The 20,557-nt window shown below is 71.6% G+C and carries 16 protein-coding genes; 7 read left to right on the top strand and 9 right to left on the bottom strand.

Annotated features, from left to right (window positions below):
• Nucleotides 1–323 precede the first annotated feature (323 nt).
• Complete coding sequence (locus ACZ60E_RS27005) at nucleotides 324–1,730, top strand: amidase (RefSeq protein WP_469443766.1); 1,407 nt, start codon at nucleotides 324–326, stop codon at nucleotides 1,728–1,730.
• Between the two features lie 175 nt (nucleotides 1,731–1,905).
• On the opposite strand, the gene ACZ60E_RS27000 is transcribed toward ACZ60E_RS27005, so the two are convergent.
• Together ACZ60E_RS27000 and ACZ60E_RS26995 are read right to left on the bottom strand one after the other, a co-directional pair.
• Nucleotides 1,906–2,391 (bottom strand): GNAT family N-acetyltransferase, encoded by a 486-nt coding sequence (locus ACZ60E_RS27000; protein WP_469443764.1) that lies wholly within the window; start codon nucleotides 2,389–2,391, stop codon nucleotides 1,906–1,908.
• Nucleotides 2,392–2,629: 238 nt separating this feature from the next.
• Nucleotides 2,630–2,800 carry a hypothetical protein gene (locus ACZ60E_RS26995; RefSeq protein ID WP_189779098.1) on the bottom strand — a complete coding sequence of 57 codons (171 nt, stop codon included), beginning with the start codon at nucleotides 2,798–2,800 and terminating at the stop codon, nucleotides 2,630–2,632.
• A gap of 357 nt (nucleotides 2,801–3,157) precedes the next feature.
• Here ACZ60E_RS26995 and ACZ60E_RS26990 point away from each other — a divergent pair, with 357 nt between their 5' ends.
• The 4 genes from ACZ60E_RS26990 (at nucleotide 3,158) to ACZ60E_RS26975 (ending at nucleotide 6,220) form a co-directional block, all read left to right on the top strand.
• Nucleotides 3,158–4,246, top strand: a complete 1,089-nt coding sequence (locus ACZ60E_RS26990; RefSeq protein ID WP_453790384.1) for an S-(hydroxymethyl)mycothiol dehydrogenase — start codon at nucleotides 3,158–3,160, stop codon at nucleotides 4,244–4,246.
• On the top strand, nucleotides 4,243–4,875 hold the full coding sequence (locus ACZ60E_RS26985; protein WP_469443762.1) for an MBL fold metallo-hydrolase: 633 nt from the start codon (nucleotides 4,243–4,245) through the stop codon (nucleotides 4,873–4,875). Before ACZ60E_RS26990 ends, ACZ60E_RS26985 begins: the two co-directional genes overlap by 4 nt.
• Nucleotides 4,876–4,986: 111 nt before the next feature.
• Nucleotides 4,987–5,439 (top strand): hypothetical protein, encoded by a 453-nt coding sequence (locus ACZ60E_RS26980; RefSeq protein ID WP_469443923.1) that lies wholly within the window; start codon nucleotides 4,987–4,989, stop codon nucleotides 5,437–5,439.
• Between the two features lie 25 nt (nucleotides 5,440–5,464).
• Entirely contained in the window at nucleotides 5,465–6,220 is a 756-nt protein-coding gene (locus ACZ60E_RS26975; protein ID WP_469443760.1) for an SDR family oxidoreductase, read from the top strand.
• A 255-nt stretch (nucleotides 6,221–6,475) separates the two neighbouring features.
• On the opposite strand, the gene ACZ60E_RS26970 is transcribed toward ACZ60E_RS26975, so the two are convergent.
• From ACZ60E_RS26970 to ACZ60E_RS26945, 6 genes are all read right to left on the bottom strand, one after another.
• Complete coding sequence (locus ACZ60E_RS26970; RefSeq protein WP_453790387.1) at nucleotides 6,476–7,972, bottom strand: SDR family NAD(P)-dependent oxidoreductase; 1,497 nt, start codon at nucleotides 7,970–7,972, stop codon at nucleotides 6,476–6,478.
• A 292-nt stretch (nucleotides 7,973–8,264) separates the two neighbouring features.
• The gene (locus ACZ60E_RS26965) at nucleotides 8,265–9,572 is read right to left on the bottom strand and encodes a wax ester/triacylglycerol synthase family O-acyltransferase (protein WP_453790388.1); all 1,308 of its coding nucleotides are present in this window, start codon (nucleotides 9,570–9,572) and stop codon (nucleotides 8,265–8,267) included.
• 257 nt (nucleotides 9,573–9,829) lie between these two features.
• Nucleotides 9,830–12,316 carry a GH92 family glycosyl hydrolase gene (locus ACZ60E_RS26960; RefSeq protein ID WP_469443758.1) on the bottom strand — a complete coding sequence of 829 codons (2,487 nt, stop codon included), beginning with the start codon at nucleotides 12,314–12,316 and terminating at the stop codon, nucleotides 9,830–9,832.
• A 164-nt stretch (nucleotides 12,317–12,480) separates the two neighbouring features.
• Nucleotides 12,481–13,701 (bottom strand): glucose-1-phosphate adenylyltransferase, encoded by a 1,221-nt coding sequence (glgC, locus tag ACZ60E_RS26955; RefSeq protein WP_384805576.1) that lies wholly within the window; start codon nucleotides 13,699–13,701, stop codon nucleotides 12,481–12,483.
• Nucleotides 13,702–13,752: 51 nt separating this feature from the next.
• Entirely contained in the window at nucleotides 13,753–14,904 is a 1,152-nt protein-coding gene (gene glgA / locus ACZ60E_RS26950) for a glycogen synthase (protein ID WP_384805574.1), read from the bottom strand.
• A gap of 37 nt (nucleotides 14,905–14,941) precedes the next feature.
• Entirely contained in the window at nucleotides 14,942–15,736 is a 795-nt protein-coding gene (locus ACZ60E_RS26945; RefSeq protein WP_469443757.1) for a (2Fe-2S)-binding protein, read from the bottom strand.
• Between the two features lie 240 nt (nucleotides 15,737–15,976).
• Here ACZ60E_RS26945 and ACZ60E_RS26940 point away from each other — a divergent pair, with 240 nt between their 5' ends.
• Entirely contained in the window at nucleotides 15,977–17,416 is a 1,440-nt protein-coding gene (locus ACZ60E_RS26940) for a DMT family transporter (RefSeq protein WP_469443756.1), read from the top strand.
• On the opposite strand, the gene ACZ60E_RS26935 is transcribed toward ACZ60E_RS26940, so the two are convergent.
• A complete protein-coding gene (locus tag ACZ60E_RS26935) occupies nucleotides 17,406–18,596 on the bottom strand; it encodes a transglycosylase family protein (protein ID WP_469443755.1) in 1,191 nt (396 codons plus the stop codon). The genes ACZ60E_RS26940 and ACZ60E_RS26935 overlap by 11 nt on opposite strands.
• A 317-nt stretch (nucleotides 18,597–18,913) precedes the next feature.
• Between ACZ60E_RS26935 and gndA the strand changes: the two genes are divergently transcribed.
• On the top strand, nucleotides 18,914–20,353 hold the full coding sequence (gene gndA, locus ACZ60E_RS26930) for an NADP-dependent phosphogluconate dehydrogenase (RefSeq protein WP_469443754.1): 1,440 nt from the start codon (nucleotides 18,914–18,916) through the stop codon (nucleotides 20,351–20,353).
• Nucleotides 20,354–20,557: the final 204 nt, after the last annotated feature.

The raw sequence follows: 20,557 nt of genomic DNA, 5'->3' as shown, positions 1-20,557 counted from the left end.
GTCCGTACTCACGGGCACCTCCCATTCATCGGAGGTGTGATGATTGGGCCGCCTTCAGAGCATGTCAATGGGGTCGGAAGAGAGCCGAGTTGGCCCAGTGGTCGGATGACCTGCCACTCCGCGCAAACAGTCGGCCGGACACACCGCCAAAAGTCCAAGAGGACCGCAGCGAATGTCCAAGCGCGTCCAGGCACGAAGGCCGCAGCCGAGACGACTCTCGACGGGAGCCCCGGGGCCGAGGCACAGTACTTCTCGGACTCACCAGTACCCACCAGCACCCACCGGTGGTGCTCATCAGCAGAACCACCCCCCGAGGAGCCACCGTGACCAGCTGGGCAGGCTGGACCGCCGCCGAGATCGCCGCCGCCGTCCGCGAGAAGCGGGTCACGCCGCGCGAGGTGGTGGCCGAGCACCTCGCGCGCATCGAGCTGCTCGACGCGCGCGTGGGCGCCTTCCGCCACGTACGCGCGGCGGCCGCACTCACCGAGGCGGACGAGGTGGCGTCCCGGGCGGACCTGGCCGACCTCCCCCTGGCGGGCGTACCGGTGGCGGTCAAAGACAACCTGGCCGTACGCGGCGAGTCCACCCGCAACGGCAGCGCGGCGAGCCCGGACACCCCGGCGGCCGAGGACCACGTCACGGTGGCCAGGCTGCGGGCGGCGGGAGCCGTCGTGGTGGGCGTGACGAACGTCCCCGAACTGTGCGTCTTCGGCACCACGGAGGGCGTGTACGGCACGGCGCGCAACCCGTGGGACACCACACGCACGGCAGGCGGCTCCTCCGGCGGCAGCGCGGCGGCGGTTGCCGCGGAGATGGTCCCTCTCGCCCTCGGCAACGACGGAATGGGCTCGCTGCGGATACCCGCCGCCAACTGCGGCCTGATCGGCCTCAAGCCGGGCCACGGCACGATTCCGGCGGGCATCGGCCACGGCGACTGGTTCGGAATGTCCGAGAACGGGCCACTGGCGACGACCGTCAAGGACGCCGGACTTATGTTCTCGGTACTGGCCGCCGCGGACGCCGTACGCACCCAGGAGCCCGCCGCGCTCTCGGTCGCCGTCTCGGTGCGCAGCCCCCTCGCGGGCGTCGCCGTCACCCGACCGTACGCGGCCGGAGCCCGTGAAGCGGCCCGATTGCTCGCCGGGGCGGGACACCGGGTGCGGCGCGCGGACCCGCCGTATCCGGTGTGGCTGGGCACGACCTCACTGGCGCACTGGACGGCCGGGACGGCGGTGGACGCGGAGGGGCTCGACCCGAAGCGGCTGGCACCGCGGACGCGGGTGCACGCGGGAGTGGGGCGGCGGTTCGTGGACTCGGTACGGACCGGTGTGCGCCGGCAGCAGCTGCGGGAGCGGCTCGCGCCGTTCTTCGCGGAGCACGATGTGCTGCTCACGCCCGCGCTGGCGCGGCGGGGGCCGGCTGCGGCGGAGTGGCACAAGCGGGGGTGGGTGCGGAACGTTGTGGTCAACACCGCCTACTCCCCCTTGACTCCGCCGTGGAATCTGACGGGGTGGCCGGCGATGGTGGTGCCGTTCGGGGTGCTGCCGTCGGGATTGCCTGGTGCTGTCCAGCTGGTGGGGCGGGTGGGTAGTGAGGGGGTTCTCTTGCGGGTCGCCGGGGAGTTGGAGGGGTTGCGGCCCTGGACGCGGGTTGCTCCGCGGGTTGCTCCGCTGGGGGTGGGGGGCGGGGGGGTAGGGGTCGCAGGTCGGGTGCGGGCCGGTGGGGGCTGATCGCGCAGTTCCTCGCGCCCCCAAAAAGCTGGGGCTAGGGGGTCGCAGGTCGGGTGCGGGCCGGTGGGGGCTGGCCGCGCAGTTCCCCGCGCCCCTAAAAAAGGCGGGTGGGCGCCCCGGCTCCTGTGGTCCCCAAAAGGCAGGTGGGCGACCGAGTCGAGAGATCTGGTGGTTGTCAGAGTTCTCGGTGCATGACGTGCAATCCGACTCTGCCTTCGGTCGGGTGGGTGAAGGCTGCTGGGATCGTGCCTACGATCTTGAAGCCGAGGGATGTCCACAGTTTTACAGCCGGGTTGGTCTCGACCACGGCGTTGAAGACCATCGCCCGGTAGCCGTCGGCCTCGGCCGTTCGCAGGACGTGTTCCGCCAGGGCCCGGCCCACACCCCGGCCCGTCTGGTCCGGGTCGACCATGAAAGCGGCGTTGGCGACATCGGCCGCGGGGCCGCCGTAGTTCGGCGTGACGTAGGCGGAGCCCAAGACCACACCCGCCACCTCGTCCTCGGCGACGAACACCCGCTTGCCCGGCGCCATCCACAGGGCGCGGGCATCCCCCTCGGAGGTGTCCAGGTCCCAGGCGTAGGTCTCCCCGGCGGCCACGATCCGGTGCCAGAAAGGCCAGATCCGCGTCCAGTCGTCGGCCACGGCGTCTCTGATCAGCATGGATACAAGTTTGGCACGACCCGGCACCCGCGAAAGCACGGGAGCGGGCCGTGCCGGTACGTCGCAGCCCGTCGCATAGGGCTCCTGCAATCGACCGAACTCTTCGATTCTTGGAGCAGTGCACCCGGAAGGCGACGGGCTCGACGTACCGGCACGGCCCCGACCCACCCACCGCCGCCAGCGCCCAGGACGGACGCCCGGCGATCCGACGGTCCGACCCCGCGGTCCGGCCCGGCGGTCAGTCCACGCTGGGCAGGATGTGAGGCTCGGCCAGATCGTCCTCGTAGCCCGCCAGCCGAATGGGGGCGGACCTGGCCCACACGTCCAGGCTGCCGAGCTTCTCCGCCCGGTCCGTGACCTCTGTCCGTTCCTTGAGGCCTTGATCGAGATTCGTCGTCTCCGGTGTCACCGCGCACTCCTTATGTGTCGGGTCACCCTCGGGGCGCACAGGACCACTCTGCTGCCGGTCGCCTGCGTCCGCTCGGGTCTGAACAAGGGCACTTCGGACGCGGTGGCGCCGGTCAACTCGCATGAGAGCAGGCCGTGGTGACTGGCTTGTCCCGGGACGGACCGTGGGTGTGGGTGGGACCCAAATGAGCTGTCCGTCCCGCACAGAGTAACCAAATGAGCGGGCCGCCGCTCGATGGGGCTGAAAACAAGGTGTAACCATCCGAAGTCATCCCTGTTTGTCCACAGGCGATGTCGCACTCGTCCGGCCCTGTGCCAACATGATCAGCGCCCCACTGTCCATGTGAAGGAGCCCGACATGGCCGCCCAGCAGGTACGCGGTGTCATCGCCCCCGGCAAGAACGAGCCGGTGCAGATCCGGACGATCATCGTCCCCGACCCGGGTCCCGGCGAGGCCGTGGTGAAGATCCAGGCCTGTGGGGTCTGCCACACCGACCTGCACTACAAGCAGGGCGGCATCAGCGACGACTACCCCTTCCTCCTCGGCCACGAGGCGGCAGGAGTCGTCGAGTCCGTCGGCGAGGGCGTCACCGACGTCGCCCCCGGCGACTTCGTGGTCCTCAACTGGCGAGCGGTCTGCGGCCAGTGCCGGGCCTGTCTCCGCGGTCGCCCCTGGTACTGCTTCAACACGCACAACGCCAAGCAGAAGATGACCCTTGAGGACGGCACCGAGCTCTCCCCCGCCCTGGGCATCGGCGCGTTCGCCGAGAAGACCCTCGTCGCGGCCGGCCAGTGCACCAAGGTCGACCCGTCCGTGTCCCCGGCGGTCGCGGGCCTGCTCGGCTGCGGCGTGATGGCCGGCATCGGAGCGGCCATCAACACCGGCAACGTGGGCCGCGGCGACTCCGTCGCCGTCATCGGCTGCGGCGGCGTGGGCGACGCGGCGATCGCCGGGGCGAACCTCGCGGGCGCCGCGAAGATCATCGCCGTCGACATCGACGACCGGAAGCTGGAGAAGGCCCGCACGATGGGCGCCACCCACACCGTCAACTCCAAGGAGACGGACGCCGTCGAGGCGATCCGCGAGCTGACCGGCGGGTTCGGAGCGGACGTCGTCATCGAGGCGGTCGGCCGCCCGGAGACGTACAAGCAGGCGTTCTACGCCCGCGACCTCGCGGGCACGGTCGTCCTGGTCGGCGTCCCCACACCGGAGATGAAGCTCGAACTGCCCCTGCTGGACGTCTTCGGCCGCGGCGGCAGCCTGAAGTCCTCCTGGTACGGCGACTGCCTGCCCTCGCGGGACTTCCCGATGCTGATCGACCTCCATCAGCAGGGCCGGCTGGACCTGGCCGCGTTCGTGACGGAGACCATCACGCTCGACGGCATCGAGCAGGCCTTCGACCGCATGCACCAGGGCGACGTCCTGCGATCGGTGGTGGAGCTGTGACCACCGCACGCATCGAGCACCTGGTCACCTCGGGCACGTTCAGCCTGGACGGCGGCACCTGGGACGTCGACAACAACGTATGGATCGTGGGCGACGACACCGAAGCGGTCGTCATCGACGCGGCGCACGACGCGGACGCGATCGCCGAGGCACTGGGCGACCGCACCCTGCGCGCGATCGTCTGCACCCACGCGCACAACGACCACATCGACGCGGCCCCGGCCCTGGCGGCCCGCACCGGCGCCCCGATCCTGCTCCACCCGGACGACCTGCCGCTCTGGAAGCAGACCCACCCGGACCGCCTTCCGGACGGCGAGCTGTCCGACGGCGAGAAGCTGACCGTGGCGGGTGTGGAGCTGACCGTCCTGCACACGCCGGGTCACGCGCCGGGGGCCGTGTGCCTGTACGCCCCGGAGCTGGGCAGCGTCTTCACCGGCGACACCCTCTTCCAGGGCGGCCCCGGCGCGACGGGCCGATCGTTCTCCCACTTCCCGACCATCATCGAGTCGATCAGGACCAGCCTGCTCGACCTGCCCGCCGAGACGGTGGTCCGCACCGGCCACGGCGACTCGACGACGGTCGGCGCCGAGTCGCCGAACCTCCAGGAGTGGATCGACAGGGGGCACTGAACGAGTTCTCGGACAGGTGTGCAGTTCAGTTCCCGTTGGCCCGATTGAAATCCGGCCATGATCTGCTGGCGCGAGACGACGGCCTTTCTCGCCCGCAGGGAGGACTGGCGCATGGAGCTGCGCAGAGTCGAAGAGCTGATGGATCTGCTGCACGCCTGCCGAGGAGCCCGGGGCACCGCCTGCCTCGGCGGCGCCCCGGTCGATCTGCACGACCACGCCCTGCAGACCGCCGCGCTGCTGCGCCGGAGCCGCCCGGCCGACAAGGAACTCCAGGTGGCCGGGCTGGTGCACGTGGTCGGCCACCTGCTGAGGCCGGGTGATCCCGCGGCTCACGCGGCCGTCACCTCCGACGCGGTCAGGCCCCTGCTGGGCGAGCGGGTCTCCGGCCTGGTACGCCTCCACCGGGAGGACCCGGACAGCCGGATCGGTGAGGACGTACTGACCCTGCGCCAGGCCGACGAGGCCGCCCGTACCGCCGGCCTGGACGCCGGGGTGCTGGAGGACTGGCGCACGGTACTGGAACTCGTATCGGCCCGGAACAGCCGTCTGGGCGCGGTCGACTGACGGACCGTCATGAGACGGTACGCGGATGACATCGTCGTACGGGTTCGAGGGCAGGGTCGCCATCGTCACCGGGGCCTCGCGCGGGATCGGGCTGGCCGTCGCCGAGGGGTTCGTGGCGGCGGGCGCGCGGGTGTGTGTCACGGCACGGGACGCCGACGGGCTGGCCCTGGCCACCGCGCGTCTGGGCGCTGCCGTGGGCTTGGCGGGCACGGTCGCCGACCCGGCGCACCTGAGCCGCCTGACCGAGCTGGCGATGGACGAGTACGGCCGTATCGACGTGGTGGTGAACAACGCGGCGACCAACCAGCCCTACGGCCCGCTCATGGACGCCGACCCGGACCGGTGGCGCGAAGCGTTCACGATCAACGTCGAGGCCGCGCTGCGGCTGACGCAGCACGCGTGGCGGGCCTGGATGCGCGCGCACGGCGGCTCGGTCGTCAACATCTGCACCGAGGGGGCGACGCACGTGGGCCCCCGCCTCGGCGCGTACGGCACGAGCAAGGCGGCCCTGCTCCACCTGACGCAGCAACTGGCGGGCGAACTGGCCCCGGGGGTCAGGGTCAACTCGGTCTCCCCCGGCCTCGTACGCACCGAGATGGCCCGCTTCGTCTGGGACCGACCAGACCAGGAACCGGCCACCGCACTCCCCCTGGGCCGCATGGGCGAACCTCAGGACATAGCCGAGGCCGTCCTGTGGCTGACCTCGGACAAAGCAAAGTGGATCACAGGCACGGACCTCCTGGTGGACGGCGGCACAAGAGTCCGCCGAGCAACCCCGTAAGGAGCGCCCCCGAAGGGGCGCGGGGAACTGCGCGACAAGCCCCCACGCACCCGCACCCACAAAACCCAGGCCCCCCCGAAGGGGCGCGGGGAACAGCGCGACAAGCCCCCACCGAACCCGCACCCTCAAAACCCAGGCCGACCCCCCCAAAGGGGCGCGGGGAACTGCGCGACCAGCCCCCACCGGGCCCGCAGACGCCCCAGACGCCCCAGCACCCCACCCCCGTTCAAGCCCAGCGCAGCGCAACCCCGCGAACTACCACTTACCAGGCGCGTAGTCCTTCAAGAAGACCCCGAACAGGTCCTCCCCCTGCTGCCCCCGGACGATCGGGTCGTACACGCGCGCCGCCCCGTCGATGAGATCGAGCGGCGCATGGAACCCCGCGTCGGCCAGCCGCATCTTGTCCGGATGCGGCCGCTCGTCCGTGATCCACCCCGTGTCGACGGCGGTCATCAGAATGCCGTCCTTCTCGAACATCTCCTGCGCACTGGTGCGCGTGAGCATGTTGAGCGCGGCCTTGGCCATATTGGTGTGCGGATGCCCGGCGCCCTTGTAACCGCGGTTGAAGACACCCTCCATGGCGGACACGTTCACGATGTACGTCCGCCCGGCCTCGGCCGCCGCCATCGCCCCCCGCAACCGGCTGATGAGGATGAACGGCGCGGTGGAGTTGCAGAGCTGGACCTCCAGCAGCTCGATCGGCGTGACCTCCTCGACCGCCTGGATCCAGCTGTTGGTGTCGTGCAGATCGGGCACGAGCCCACCGGCGTCGATGGCGGTACCGGCGGCGATCCGCTCCAGCGAGGCGGAGCCGGAGATGAGCGCGAGGTCGGTGACGTCCTGCGCGGTCAGCGCGCCGCCCCCGGCCACGGGGAGCGCGGACACGGCCCCGGAGCCGAACGTGCCGATGACCTCGGCGGGCGGCAGTTCACCGGCGGGCAGCGGCCCCGCCTCGGCGGCGAGCAGCTCGCTGTAGGCGCCCGGCGAGCGCCGTACCGTCTGCGCGGCGTTGTTGATCAGGATGTCGAGCGGCCCCGCGGCGGCGACCGAGTCGGCGAGCGCGACGACCTGGGCGGGGTCGCGCAGGTCGATCCCGACGATCTTCAGCCGGCCGATCCACTCGTCGCTGTCGGGCATGGCCTTGAAGCGGCGGATCGCGTCGTTCGGGAAGCGCGTGGTGATCGTGGTGTGCGCGCCGTCGCGCAGCAGCCGCAGCGCGATGTACATGCCGATCTTGGCGCGTCCGCCGGTGAGCAGCGCGCGCTTGCCGGTGAGGTCGGTGCGGGCGTCACGGCGGGCGCGGTTCTCGGCGGCGCACTTCTGGCAGAGCTGGTGGTAGAAGTAGTCGACCTCGGTGTAGCGGACCTTGCAGGTGTAGCAGGAGCGCGGGCGCTGGAGTATCCCCGCGATGGCGCCGGCCTCGGTGACGGACGACGGCAGGACGCCCTCGGTCTCGTCGTCGATGCGCTGGGCGGAGCCGGTGGCGGTGGCCTCGGTGACGGCCTTGTCGTGGGCGGTCTTGGCGGCCCTGCGGTCCTGGCGGCGGCGCTGCTTGACCGAGCGGTAGATCCCCGCGGTGGCGCGGCGTACGCGGATCGCGTCGGGGTGGTCGACGTCGATCTTCTCCAGCTCGTCGAGCACGGCGAGGCAGACGGCCAGCCGCTCGGGGTCGATACCGGGACCGTACGAACCGTCCGGGGCCTGTGCCGTGTCCACGGCGGGTGTCGCCGGGCTGTCGTCTGTCACCGTCATCGCCGTTGCCGTTCCTAGGGTTCTCGCGCGGCGCTCGAACCGCGCACGCTCACGAAGGCGGAATTTTACGGAGCACAGGGCAAAGGCACCAAACCCGCGATGATCACCGGCCCCTCACGGACCTGTCCCCGGCCCCTCACGGAGCTGTCCCCGGCCTCTCTCGAACCTGGGCCCAGCCTCCCGCGAACCTGTATCCGGCCTCCCGCAGGCCCGTGGAAGACAAGTCTGAAGACAACCCTCCGGATATCGGCCGGACGTCTTCCAGATATCCGCCGGGCCCGCGAGATGTGTCTCAGGACACGCAGGCGGCGTTCAGTTCCGCCACCTCCACCGTGAGCGACTTGGCCAGCAGGTCGAGGTCCGGGACGGCCTCCGCGTCGGCGACGAGCCCGTAGTGGACGCGTCCGCGGAACGTCGACACGGCGACCGCGAGGGCCTGGCCGCGGGCCAGCGGGGCGAGCGGGTACACCTCGGTCAGCGGGCAGCCGCCGAGCGTCATGCCGAGGCTGGGCAGGGGCACGCTGGTGACCAGGATGTCGAAGAGGAGCCGGGCCGCCTGGCCGACGACGGGCATGCCGAGCCGGTGGCCGATCGCCGGGACGTGGTCGGCGAGCAGGGCGACGGCGCCCGCGCCCCGGTTGGGGCCCGCGTCCTTGTTGTGGTTCATGGCCGTCCGCACGGTGGCGAGGCGCGCGAGGGGGTCCGGGTCGTCGACGGGAAGCCGTATCAGGTACCCGGAGAGCCGGTTCCCCTGCGGGTGCGCGGTGCGCGGGCGCCTGCGGGAGACGGGGATCAGGGCCCGGGGCGACACTCCTTCGCTGCCGTCGCCGCGTTCGTCGAGCCAGCGGCGCAGGGCGCCCGCGACGACGGCGATGAGGACGTCGTTGACGGTGCCGCCCACGCTCTTGCGGATCGTGTGGATCTCGTCGAGTTCCAGGGCGACGCCCGCGACCCGGCGGGTGCCGGTGGGCTTCGAGACCAGGGCGGCGGAGGACCGTACGTCCCAGGTTGCGCGGGCGACGGAGGCGCCGATGTCGAGGGCCCGGCCGACGTCGGAGAGCGCGCCGCGGACCAGTCCCGGCAGCTTCGTCACATCGGGGAGGAGAGCGGCGAGGGGGCCGCGCGCCGGCTCCGCGGGGCGTGGCCGGGGCGCCGGCATGTCCATGGGGTCGAGGACGGCCGCCGCGAGCGCCAGCGCCCGCAGCCCGTCGGCCAGCGCGTGGTGGAACTTGAACAGCACGGCGAAGGAGGTGCCGTCCACGCCGGGTACGACGTGGGCCTCCCACGGAGGTCTGCCGCGCTCCAGGGGCCGCTGCATGAGCGCGCCGGCGACGGCGTGGAAGTCGGCGGCGGGCGCGTGCAGACGGACGTGGTCGAGCGGTTCGAAGTCGGGGGCGGCCTCACGGGCGGCGCCGCCGAAGGCGAGCGGCCGGCGCAGGTCGAACCCCGACGCCTGCCGGAGGTCGAGCGGCTGCCAGATGTCGCGGATCCGCATGCGCAGCCCGGGTACGCCGGCCGCGCGGGCGGCGAGCAGATCGGCCGCCTGCCGGCCCGCGGCGGGCGAGTTGGCCTCGAAGATCCCCAGCGCCCCGAGGTGCATGGGGTGCTCGCGCGATTCGATGTTCCAGAACGCCAGGTCGAGTGGTGCGAGAAGGTCGGAGTCAGAGGGCCTTACATTCAATGGCTTGGCTCTCGCGTCGACGACGGGTGAGCCAGCAGTCAATCCCGGCTGGACGATTACGGTCAAGTACGATCAAGCTACGCTCAGTTAACAGCAGATTAAGTCCCGCTCCCACCGCTACGGGCGACAGGAGCGGGACCCGTGTGGCCCATGAGGCACCCCCCGAGTGGCCGGTGTCACCCCAGCTTCGGCGGCGCCGCGTCCGCTCCCGTGCCCCAGCGGGAGGGCTCCCGGCCCACCGTGAAGGCCAGCTCCCGGATGCCCCGCAGCTCGCCGGGCGTCAGATACGTACGGGCGTGGGCGGTGCCGTCGGCGCGTACCGACCGGATGTAGCGGCCGGAGTCCGGCGCACGCCCGGAGACCGGCGCGCGTCCGGCGTCCGAGGTGCCCGGAGCCGTCACGGTCAGCGCGCCGAGCGGGTGAAAGCGGCGGTCGAGCACGAGGTCGGTCCGCTCGAAGACCGGCGTCGACAGACCCCAGGTGTCGAAGCCGGGCTGTACCGGGAAGAGCCCGATCGACGACAGGACGTGCCAGGCGGACATGGTCCCGAGGTCGTCGTTGCCGGTCATGCCCGTGGGCGCGTCGGTGAAGAGGGTCAGGGCGGCATGCACCACGTCGGTGGTCTTCCACGGCTGACCGGTGGAGAGGTAGGTGTAGGGGGCGATCAGGTCGGGTTCGTTCTGCGGGTTGTAGTGCGCCGCGTCGTAGTAGGCGTACGGCCCGTTGACCCACACCTCGCGTGCGGTGCGCGCGGGGTCCTTCAGGAGTCGCTCGTACGCGAAGAACGTGTCGAGCCGGTCGTTCACCGCGCGCCGGCCGCCGAGCAGGCCGATCAGTCCGGGCAGGTCCTGCGGGACGAGCCACTGGTACTGCCAGGACGTGCCCTCGTGGAATCCCTCGCTCCTGGCCGGATCGGGGTCGCCCGGGAAGGCTCCCGAGGCGTCCCGGGCCCGGAAGAAGCCGGTCGAGGGGTCGAGGATCCGCCGGTAGTTCTGGGCGCGGGTGGCATAGCGCTCGGCGTCCGCCCCGTGTCCGAGGTCGCGGGCCATCTGGGCGAGCATCGCGTCGGACAGGGCGTACTCCAGCGTCGCGGACGCCCCGTGGTCGAAGTCCGAGTGGCCGTTCTTGGTGTGCGGGCGGCCCTTGGCCATGGGCACGTATCCGGCCGCGATGTACTCCTTGTTGGCGTCCCGTCCCGCCGCGGGCGAGCCGGCGGGCGGTACGCCGTCGGCGTTCCTCCTGAGCGCCCGGTAGGCCCGCTCCTCGTGCCCCTTCAGCAGCCCCTGCTGGTAGGCGTTGGTGAGGAACGGGGTGACGGGGTCGCCGGTCATGATGTTCGTCTCGACCGGCCCGTACCCCCACTTGGGCAGCCAGCCGCCCTCCTCCCCCACGGCGAGCACGGACAGGGCCATGTCCCGCGACTCGCGCGGCGCGAGCAGGGCGAGGAGCTGTGCCTGGGTGCGGTACGTGTCCCACAGGGACCAGTTCTGGTAGTAGGTGAAGCCCTTCGCGCGGTGGACCTTCAGGTCCCAGCCCCGGTGGCGGCCGTCGGCGTCACCGCCGAGGTTGGGGGCGAGGAGGGACCGGTAGAGCGAGGAGTAGAAGGTGCGGCGCAGCGTCCCGCTCCCGCCCTTCACCCGTACGTCGTCGAGCCGCTCCTCCCAGGCCCGCCGGGCGTCGTCGCGGACGCGGTCGAAGGAGCGGCCGCCCTCGGCGCGGAGGTTGACGGCGGCGCCGCGCGCGTCCACGTACGACACCGCGGTGGTCGCCTCGACCGTGCGGTCCTTCGTGGTGTCGAAGCGCACGTAGGCGCCGCCCCGTCCCGTGCCGCTCGACCGGGTGGAGCCCTCGGTGACGGCGTCGCCCCGCCAGGTGCCGGACGTCGTGAACGGCCGGTCGAAGCGGGTGAGCGTGTGGACCGTGTACGGGCGGGTGGCGGCCTGGCAGAAACCGCTGCCGGTGATCTCGGTGCGGACCGTGCGGTCGTCCAGGATCTCCACGGTCGAGGACACCGTCCCGTGCAGCGCCTGGCCCGCGTTCAGCAGGACGTTCGCCCTGTCGGTGGCCGGGAAGGTGTAACGCTGCACCCCGGTGCGGCCGGTCGCGGTCAGCTCGGCGTCGATGCGACCCGTATCCGCGCCGCTCGCACCGCTGACGCTCGTACCCCCGCCGCTCTCACGCCCGCCGCTCGTCCCGCTGCCGGGGGCGTTCTCCAGGCCGACCTTGTAGTAGCCGGGGCTCGCCCGCTCGGTGGCGTGGTCGAACCGGGCGGCGTACTTCGCGTGGTCGGTGACGGTGACCTCGCCCGTGGTGGGCAGGGCCGGCAGGTCTCCCCCGAGGCGGCAGCCGACACCGGAGAGGTGCACGAGCGAGAAGCCGCGGATACGGGTGTCGGAGTGGTCGTAGCCGGTGTTGTGGCCGGTGTCCGGGGAGAACTGCACCATGCCGAAGGGCACGGCGGCGCCCGGGAAGGTGTTGCCCTCGCTCTCCGTGCCGATGAACGGGTTGACCAGATCGGTGAGCCGGTCCCCGCCCGGCCCGGCCGCCCCCACCGAGGCGGCGGGAGCCGAGAGGGCGGGAGCCGAGAGGGCGCCGCCCAGCCCCAGCAGAGCGGCGGTCACGACCACGGCTGTACGCAGGGCGGGGCGTCCGGTCCGTCTCATACGGAGGTCCTCCATCGTGTCGGGCTGGTCACCGCGCGGTCTCGTACGTCATGAGACCGCCCGGTCCGCCCGGCACACCGGACCTCCGTGGGCGGGCCGCGCCGCTGCCACCCCGGCAGCCCAACGCGGGCCCCTGCCCGGATCGCCTTTACGGCCTTAGGGCACTACGGCACTATCTGGCCCTTGCCGAGGGCTATCACGCCGTCCTTGGAGACCGTGTAGAGCTCCCGGTCCCGTTCCGGATTGACGCCGATGGTCGCGCCCGGCGGTACCTGCACGTTCTTGTCGAGGACCGCGCCGCGCACGACCGCGCCCCGCCCGATGTGCACGTTGTCGTGGAGGATCGACCCCTGGACGACGGCTCCGGGGTCGACGAGGACGCCCGGGGAGAGCACCGAGCGCGTGACCTGGCCCCGGATGAGGCAGCCCGCGCTGATGATCGACTCGCTCGCGATGCCGCCCGCGTTGAACCGGGCCGGCGACAGCTGCCCGGAGCTGGTGTAGATGGGCCAGCTGCGGTTGAAGAGGTTGAAGGCGGGCCGCTCGGCGATCAGGTCCATATGGGCGTCGTAGTACGCGTCCAGGGAGCCCACGTCACGCCAGTAGCCCTGGTCGCGGGTGGTCTCGCCGGGCACATGGTTGTCGCTGAAGTCGTAGAGCCCGGCCTCGCCGCGGTCGGTCAGCTGAGGGAGGATCGAGCCGCCCATGTCGTGCACGGAGTTCGCGTCCTCGGCGTCCCGCTGCAGCGCCTCTATCAGGGCCTTGGTGGTGAAGATGTAGTTGCCCATGGAGGCGAAGACGCACTCGGGGTCGTCGTGCAGACCGGGCGGGTCCGTGGGCTTCTCCAGGAAGCGCTCGACCGTCTGCCCGTCCGTGCCCGGCGTGATCACCCCGAAGGACGACGACTCGGTCCGCGGGACGCGGATGCCGGCCACGGTCACGCCCGCCCCGCTGTCGATGTGCTGGGCGAGCATCTGGCGCGGGTCCATGCGGTAGACGTGGTCGGCGCCGAACACCGCCACGTACTCGGGCTGTTCGTCGTACACGAGGTTCAGGGACTGCAGGATCGCGTCGGCGCTGCCCAGGTACCAGCGCGGGCCGAGGCGTTGCTGGGCCGGGACCGGCGTCACGTAGTTGCCCAGCAGGCTGGACATCCGCCAGGTCGTGGTGACGTGCCGGTCGAGCGAGTGCGACTTGTACTGCGTCAGCACGCAGATGCGCAGGATGTCCGCGTTGACGAGGTTCGACAGCACGAAGTCGACGAGGCGGTACGTGCCTCCGAACGTGACCGCTGGTTTGGCACGGTCCGCGGTGAGGGGCATCAGGCGTTTGCCTTCCCCGCCCGCCAGTACGATCCCGAGCACCGAAGGTCCACCACGACGCATGGCCGCTCCCCTAACCCTCATTGGTCCGGGCCTGCCTGCCGGCAGGCCGGACTACGCCTGTTTGAGGATCTCCTCGTAGAGCCGGACCGTCCGCCGGGCGACGGCGTCCCAGCCGAACTCCCCCACCGCGCGCTGCCGTCCGGCCTCGCCCATCCGCCGGGCGGCCCCGGCATCTCCGAGGACCGAGTCCAGCGCCTGTGCGAGTCCTGTCTCGAAGTCCTCGTCCACGGACACCAGTACCCCGGTTTCGCCGTCCTCAACGACCTCCGGAATGCCACCGACCCGGGAGGCGACCACCGGGGTTCCGCAGGCCATCGCCTCAAGGTTGACGATCCCGAGCGGCTCGTAGACCGAGGGACACACGAACACGGCTGCGTGGGTGAGGAGTTGGATGACTTCGGGGCGGGGCAGCATCTGCGGGATCCAGTGCACTCCCTCGCGGACCCGGCTCAGTTCCTCGAAGAGGACACGGAACTCCTGGTCGATCTCGGGGGTGTCCGGCGCGCCCGCGCAGAGCACGACCTGTGCGGCGGGGTCGATGTCGCGCACCGCGCGCAGGAGATGCGGCACGCCCTTCTGCCGGGTGATGCGGCCCACGAACAGCACGTAGGGCCGCGCGGTGTCGATGCCGAGCCGTTCCAGGACGTCCGTGCCGTGGTCCGGGCGGTAGAGGCTCGTGTCGATGCCGTTGTGCACGATGTGCACCTTCGCCGGGTCCAGGGACGGATAGCAGCCCAGGATGTCCTCGCGCATGGCCCCGGAGACGGCGATCACGCCGTCGGCCGACTCGATCGCGGTGCGCTCGGCCCAGCTGGAGAGGGCGTAACCGCCGCCCAGCTGCTCGGCCTTCCAGGGGCGCAGCGGCTCCAGCGAGTGGGCGGTCATGATGTGAGGGATGCCGTACTGCAGCTTCGCGAGGTGGCCGGCGAGGTTGGCGTACCAGGTGTGCGAATGCACGAGGTCGCGGTCCTCCAGCGCGGCCGCCATGGAGAGGTCCACGGAGAAGGTGCGCAGCGCGTCGTTGGCGCCGTCGAGCACGGGCCAGGACCGGTGCCGGACCACTCCGCCGCCGGCGCCCTCGCCCCAGCAGTGCACGCCCAGGTCCGTGAGGGGCCTCAGCTCCCGGGCGAGGAACTCGACATGGACTCCCGCCCCGCCGTACACATCCGGCGGATATTCGCGGGTCAGCAGTCCCACTCGCACCCGGAACCTCCTGTCTCTGCGGCTGGTTCCCACATGGTCACCCAGATGGGTCGGTCAGGGAAGAGCGCGGTGCCTGCGTGAAGCAGCAGTCGCCGCACACCCCGCCGCCGGGTACCCGGTAATAGAGGCAGCAACTGCGCCGCCGGAAAGCAGTTCCGTCCCAGTTCCCGGTGTCCCTCAGGTCGGGGTGGTCGAGGAGTTCGGCGGTGAGCGCGCGTACGTGATCGCGTACGTCGGTACGGCCGTGGGCGGCGGCCCGGCCGTCGAGCAGGCGGGCGGTGCTCGCGAGGGCGGAGGCCGCGTTGCCCCACAGCAGCCCCGCGGCCACCGGGTGCCTGGCCCGCAGCGCCGCCGAGAGGGGTGCGAGGTGGCCGTGGTGCACGAGCCGCCGGATCGTCGCGGCGTCGCCGGGCAGCACGCGCACCTCCGACAGCCACAGATCGTCGGGGGCGCTGCCGTCGGCGTCCCAGTGCAGCAGGCGGGGGTCGAGGTCCGGCACCCGGCCGTAGAGCACGGCCGATCCCAGGGCCACGGACCACAGCCGGGCGGCGAACCCCTGCTGCGCCACGGACACCCCGACGCGCGTCTCCGGAGCGGCCAGCAGCCGGACGACCTTGCGGACACGGAAGGTGAGCGGATCGCTCTCCTCGTGACCCGACGTGACTCGATCCGACGCGGCGCGATCCTGCGCGGCCGTGACGCCCGGTGTCGCGTAGACCTCGGCGAGTGTCGGCAGCGGGGGTCGTCCCGGGCGCGGGCGGGGCCGTCCTGTGCGCAGGGCGAAGAAACCTTCGAGAGCGGCCAGCCGCTTGAGGTCCGGATCGAGATTCACGAAGAACAAGTACACCAAGGGGGCATAACGGCGCCGGAGGGCGGGTTGTACTTCGTGTCACCCGACCTGGGGAGGACTCGGCCCAAGACGTACTCCATCGGCAGTAGGACCCAATGACTGCTCAGGTACGACGACACGGGACCTTTCACAAGGGATCGTCATAACCATGGAAGCCGACCGTTCGCCGCACCGGACTCCGCACCCTCCGGAGCGCGTCCGCCACACGCAGAGGAGAGACACATGAGCGCACTAGTGCTTTCTGTGGTTCTCTCCCTCGTCTCCGCCGTCGCCTACGCGGGCGGGGCCATCGTGCAGGAACGCGTCGCGGCGAACACGCCCGACCGTACGTACGCACCCATGCGCCAGCTCGCCTGGTGGGCCGCGGTCGGCCTCAACGCGCTCGGCGGACTGCTGCACGTCGTGGCGCTGGCCTACGGGCCGCTCAGCCTGGTCCAGCCGCTGGGCGCGCTGACCATCGTGTTCGCGCTGCCCATGGCCGCCGTCTTCGTCCGCCGCAGGGCCGGGGCCGCCGCCTGGCGGGGCGCGATCATGGCGACGGTCGGTCTGGCCGGGATCCTGGCCCTGGTCGGCACCGCCGACTCGCAGTCCCTGAACAGCGCCCAGCGCGTCGTGGTGGCCCTGGTCACCGGCGGTGCGGTGGTGGCGCTGATGACGGCGGCGCGCGCCGCGCACCGGCACCCGGCCGTGCGCAGTGTGCTGCTGGCGATCGCGGCCGGTGTCGCCTTCGGTATGTCGTCGGTGTTCACGAAGACCGTCGCGGTGGACTGGACCGGTGGCGTCGCGGTCGCCGACCTGCCGAGCCTCGCCGTGATCGGCGTTCTGGCGACCGCCGGAATGCTGCTGTCGCAGGCCTCCTACCGGGGCGCCGGACTCGCGGCCCCGCTGGCCACGCTGACCGTCGTGAACCCGATCGTGGCCGCCGCGGTGGGTCTCACGATGTTCGGCGAGACGTTCCGCTACGGCGAGACGGGCACCATGCTCGCCCTCGGCTGCGGGGTCGTCGCCGCGGGCGGTCTGATCCTGCTCACCACGGAGCGGATCAGCGGCTCGGAGCGTACGCAGCCGGTCGCGCCCGCCACGACTCCGTCGGCTGCCGGAGCGGCGTCCGTGGCCGCGGAGTCCCAGGAAACGGCCCAGGGCGTGCCCCAGGACCTGTCCGGGGCCGCGGCTCCGGAGGCCGTGCCGAGCCCCATCGAGCAGGCCACCGCGCTTTTTCCTCCCGCGCGGCCCGCGGTCTCCGCCTCAGCCTCCGGTTCCGGTTCCGGCTCCGCCGAGCGGCGGATCTCCTCTGGCGTGCGGGACAAGGCGTATACGCCGACGGGTGCACGAGAAGAATCGTTCACGGTGCCTGCGGTGCGGAGCGAGCCTGTCGCACCGGCCGCGCGCACGGGCCATGGCGGCGTACGTGACCACTCGCGCCCGACCGGGACCGGAGTGCCGGGCGGCCGGGAGGGGTCGCCGGTGGCGGCCGGGGGAATGCTCGCCGCCGCACGCGAGGCGGCCCTGGTGCCGCCGCCCGGGTCCAACGGGCCCCCGCCGCCCGGCGACGTGCCGGACGGCCCGGGCGGGCCGGCGTGGCCGGAAGGCCTCTACTACGGCCTTCCGTGCCTGCCCCTGCTGCCCGCCCCGATGGTGCTGCGCTCCTGCGTCAGATCCTGACGCCACCGGCGCGCAGGTACGCGACCGGATCGACGTCGCTGCCGAAACCGGGCCCCGTCCGCACCTCGAAGTGCAGATGCGGGCCCGAGCTGTTGCCCGTGGACCCGGACCGGCCGATGCGCTGGCCGGCCCCCACGCCCTGCCCGGCCTTCACGGAGATCGCGGACAGATGGGCGTACTGGGTGTAGCGGCCGTCGCCGTGCCGGATCACCACCTGGTAGCCGAAGGATCCGCCCCAGCCCGCGGTCACGACGCTGCCCGCCCCGACCGACTTGACGGACGTACCCGTCGCCACCGGGAAGTCGACGCCCGTGTGGTAGCCCTTCGACCAGGAGGAACCCGCGGCGTGGTACGGAGTGCCGGTACCGGCACTCACCGGGGCGACGAGGGTGTGGGTGGCCGAGTGGGTCTTCTTCTCCGACTTCTCCTCGGCCTTCTCCACCTTCTCCCTCTTGACCCCCTTGTCCTTCTTCTCCTTCTTGTCCTTCGTCTGGGCCTTGCCGGACGACGACGTGGAGGTGCCGTTCGAACCGGGCGCCTTGCCGTGCAGGCTCAGCCGCTGGCCGGGAACGATCAGGTCCGGGTCGGCGCCGACGGTCCTGCGGTTGGCTTCGTACAACTGCCGCCAGCCGCCGGGTATCTTCCGGGTGCCCGCGATCTCGGAGAGCGTGTCGCCGTGCACGACCGTGTACATCTCGGCGGTCCCGGCCCGGGACTGGGGCGTGGTCTGCGGCTGTACGTCGACCTTGCGCTTGGCGGTCTGCGTGGAGGTGCCCGAGGTGCTGATGTCGGGGCTGTCGCCACCGCGCGTGAGCCCCGCCCGCTGCGAGCAGGTGGGCCAGGCGCCCGGCCCCTGACCGTCCAGGACCTTCTCGGCGACGGCTATCTGCTGGTCCTTGGTGGCGAGGTCGGCGCGGGCCGCGTAGGCCCGGCCGCCGTAGGCCTCCCAGGTGGACTGGGTGAACTGGAGCCCGCCGTAGTAGCCGTTGCCGGTGTTGATGTTCCAGTTGTTGGTGGACTCGCAGGCGGCGACCTTGTTCCAGGTGTCCACATCGGCCGCGTTCGCGACGCCGGTCCCGATGAGCGGTATCGCCATTCCGGCACCGCCCACCGTGACAGTGAGTGACGCGCGGTTGATCCTGTTGGGCTGATACCGGCGGTGCCGGCCGCGTACGGCCATGAAGGTGCCCCCTAAACAAGCGTCAGGAGCGGCAAAAGTAAACGCTGCTAACAGGCCATGACAAGAGGGCAATCAGCCTCCCTATCCCGCCAAGTGACCAGGAATGCCCCTTCGTTCGCGACGGTCGCCGTCCCTACCGGTGGCGGACACGAGGGTGAAGTTCGCCGGGAGGCTGAGGCGAGGACGCCTCTTCTGCGTACACAACGTCGGCAAGGCAGGATGTGCGGTCGGAGAACCGGCAAGTCAGGATGGTCAGTGGGTCAATACTGGCGGGCAGGACCGGCACCACTGATTCAGGATCTTAGGAGCCAAACCGTATGAGCAACTCAGCGCAGATCGGCGTCACGGGACTCGCGGTGATGGGGCGCAATCTCGCCCGTAACTTCGCGCGGAACGGATACGCCGTCGCCCTGCACAACCGGACGGCGGCGCGCACGCACGCGCTGGTGGAGGAGTTCGGCAGTGAGGGCGACTTCATCGCGACCGAGACCGCCAAGGAGTTCGTGGCGGCGCTCGAGCGGCCCCGCCGCCTGGTGATCATGGTGAAGGCCGGTGAGCCGACCGACGCGGTGATCCAGGAGTTCGCCCCGCTCCTGGAGCCCGGCGACATGATCATCGATGGCGGCAACGCGCACTTCGCGGACACCCGGCGCCGGGAGCGCGACCTGCGCGAGCAGGGCATCCACTTCGTCGGCGCGGGCATCTCCGGCGGCGAGGAGGGCGCGCTCAACGGCCCCAGCATCATGCCGGGCGGTCCGGTCGAGTCGTACGAGTCGCTGGGCCCGATGCTGGAGAAGATCTCCGCGAAGGCCGAGGACGGCTCTCCGTGTGTCACGCACGTCGGCCCCGACGGCGCCGGGCACTTCGTGAAGATGGTGCACAACGGCATCGAGTACGCCGACATGCAGCTGATCGGCGAGGCGTACCAGTTGCTGCGTGACGTGGCGGGCTACTCCCCCGCGCAGATCGCCGACATCTTCCGCACCTGGAACACCGGGCGGCTCGACTCGTACCTGATCGAGATCACCGCCGAGGTCCTGTCGCACGTGGACGCGGCGACGGGCAAGCCGTTCGTGGACGTGGTGCAGGACCAGGCCGAGCAGAAGGGCACGGGCCGCTGGACCGTGCAGATCGCCCTCGACCTGGGCGTTCCGGTGTCGGGCATCGCCGAGGCGGTCTTCGCCCGGTCGCTGTCGGGCCACAGCGCGCTGCGCGAGGCCTCCCGCGGGCTCGCCGGTCCCTCGGCGACGGCGCTGAGCGAGTCCGAGGCGTCGGCCTTCGCGGACCAGGTGGAGCAGGCGCTGTACGCGTCGAAGATCGTGTCCTACACGCAGGGCTTCCACGAGGTCTCGGCCGGCAGCGCCGAGTACGACTGGAACATCGACCTCGGCGCGGTCGCCTCGATCTGGCGCGGCGGCTGCATCATCCGGGCGGCGTTCCTCGACCGGATCCGGGCCGCGTACGACGCGCGCGCGGATCTGCCGAGCCTGCTCTCCGACGACACGTTCGCGCAGGAGATCGCGGCGGCGCAGGACGACTGGCGCGCGGTGCTCGTCTCCGCCGTGCAGCAGGGGGTGCCCACGCCCGGGTTCGCGGCGGCGCTCGCGTACTACGACGCGCTGCGCGCGGAGCGGCTGCCCGCCGCGCTCACGCAGGGGCAGCGGGACTTCTTCGGCGCGCACACGTATCGGCGGACCGACCGGGAGGGGTCGTTCCACACGCTGTGGGGCGGGGACCGGTCCGAGGTCTCCGGCTGACGGCTGAGGACCTGAGGGTTCGTTGCGGGGTGCGGGCGCATGGGGTCTGAGCGCGCCCAACAGCAAAAGCGGCGGGGGGGGGGGGGGGGGGGGGGGGCCCCCCCCCCCCCCGCCCCGGGGGGGGGGGGGGGGGCCCCCGGGGGGGGGGGGGGGGGGGGGGGGGGGGGGGGGGGGGGGGCGGGGGGGGGGGGGGCGGGCGGGCGG

The organism is Streptomyces sp. NPDC102514 (assembly GCF_055584525.1).
Note: the sequence above shows the minus strand (reverse complement) of the source record. Positions and strands in the feature narration are given on the sequence as shown.